The sequence below is a fragment of the Psychrobacter sp. TWR1-1-1 genome (assembly GCF_049895865.1).
GTDB lineage: Bacteria > Pseudomonadota > Gammaproteobacteria > Pseudomonadales > Moraxellaceae > Psychrobacter > Psychrobacter immobilis_A.
The window spans coordinates 1-2,162 of sequence record NZ_JAFCTE010000046.1 but is presented as its reverse complement, the minus strand read 5'-3'; the positions used below and the strand labels follow the sequence as shown (position 1 = coordinate 2,162).

The following is a 2,162-nucleotide window of genomic DNA, read 5'->3' as shown; positions in this document are numbered from 1 at the left end:
CGTGAAGGACATGAAACAAAAAATCACCGAATGTTAGATTTCGATAAAAACAAACTAGATCCTGCCTATGATTTTATCAATGATCCAGACTATAAATATCCCTCTACAGGGTACAGATCTAATACAGCAGCAATATTACCTGACCCATTAAGTTATACAACAGAGGCAACGTTAGCAAAGTTATACCTTCATTTGAACGAAGAAAACCGATTAGGTTTTCATGCCACTAAACAAAAAACGGATAGAGTATCCAATAACTTTACCAGAAAGACTTTTGCTTCAAGAATTGGTAAGGATACTGCAGAATTAGAAAGCTATGGCATCAGTTATAGATACCTACCTATTACTAGTGAGTTCATAGATGAGGTCAATACCACTTTAACTCAGCAAAAAATTACAGGAGTGGCTAATACAGAAACTTATAGCCAAGTATGGGGATCTGACTCTTATAGGGTAGATGGAGTGAAGCATCGGCCTCAAGAGGACAAAACCATACAACTAAGTATAGAGGCAACAAGCTTACCGTTAGAAACTGAGAAGCTAGGCTCTCATACTTTGTCAGTTAATACAAAATATGCAAAGACGGACCATAGATTGACCTTAGAAGAAACTTATATTCCTTCTTCAGGCAACCCCAGTTCTTGGTACGATTTTATTGGGCCCTCAGTGAAGCAAGATATCTTCAATGTGGCCATTCAAGACAAAATAAATTTAACGGAAAAGCTCGATACGACGATTGGGCTTCGGTATGACAATTACAACTACAAACCTTATATGGATGAAATCAATAAAAAAGGCGTCGAGAAGTCAAGCAAATATTATCCGGTACGTATTGATTATGAGAATGGCGAGTTTGATCACAATAAGAAAATGGACAATATAGGGGGGATGTTTTCCATAAACTACAAAATCAGTCCCAATTTGCAGACCCAGTATCAGCTATCTACAGGATTCATGGCACCCACTACCAGCCAAATGTATTCAGCATTTGAGATGATGGGAAATAGCTTAATGCCTAATGTTCACCTCAAACCTGAGAAGTCTATTAATCATGAGCTAAGCTTATCTGGCCAGTTTCAAGATTTAAGTTTTACAGCTATAGGTTTCTATACTAAATATAGTGACTTTATTAGTTTGTTGAATTCTCAAGAGGAACAACAACGATGCTATGAAGATTATTCGACCGGCCAACCGGTTTGTTCACCCCATTCTATAAATATACTCAGCGCCCAAAATATTGGTGACGCAGAGACTTATGGATTGCGTTTAGGAGGCGTATGGGATGTTGGACAGCTTGCTGACCTAGGAGGAGATATTCAGGTATTTGCTAATTTAAATTATGCCAAAGATAAAACTGATAAAGGAACCAACTTACTTGCTACTCAGCCTTTGAATGTCACATTAGGGTTAGGTTATGAAGCCCCTAAAAAAGATTGGCAACTGTCTGCGAATCTAAGGTATTTGGGCAGGAAACATGCTAATGATGCAAAAGTAGTTACCTTAGAATCAAATGGTTATAACACACCTTATAAGAATGTCATTGCTCCTTATAAGCACATTGATAAGTCTAAATCGGCTTATGTATATGATGTTTATGGGAGTAAAAAATTAAGTTCTAATTTAAAACTATCAGCGGGGGTGTTTAATTTATTTGATGCTAAATATGTTCCATGGGACAACTTGCGTTCGTTAGCAGAATTAAACGTCAACTCTATGGTAGATGACCAAGGGGTTGGCATTGAAAGATTTACGGCACTAGGAAGAAATTACAAAGTAGGGTTAACCTATGAATTTTAGACAAAGTGTTCTAGATAAAATACGTAAAGACAATCAATAAAACTTTAAAAACATTACGGCGTGTCCTCAGTCTGAGAGAAACTGAATAAATAGGATAAAAATGAGACTATGCCCTAACGTTACCTAATAAATGTGAATACAGTATAGGAAACAATGATGAACTTACCTCTTAGTGAAGCATTAAAAAAGCACTCCCGCCAAATACATGATAGTGTTGACATGCTCGTTTTATCTATGGAACCATTTGCTTCTATAGAAAATTACAGTAAATTTTTACAAGCACAAAATGCTTTTCACGAAGTTTTGAAACCTATCTATGAGAATCCCAGCTTAAACCTTAAGATTAAGGGACTTAATAGTCTATC

General features: G+C 36.5%; 1 protein-coding gene and 1 pseudogene. Both read left to right on the top strand.

Features of this window, described 5'->3' with window-relative positions:
• The coding region (locus ACP69U_RS13770) for a TonB-dependent receptor domain-containing protein (protein ID WP_426138836.1) at window positions 1-1,797 on the top strand (1,797 nt) is incomplete at its 5' end.
• Window positions 1,798-1,953: 156 nt separating this feature from the next.
• A pseudogene (locus tag ACP69U_RS13765) lies at window positions 1,954-2,162 on the top strand (biliverdin-producing heme oxygenase); the annotation flags it as partial.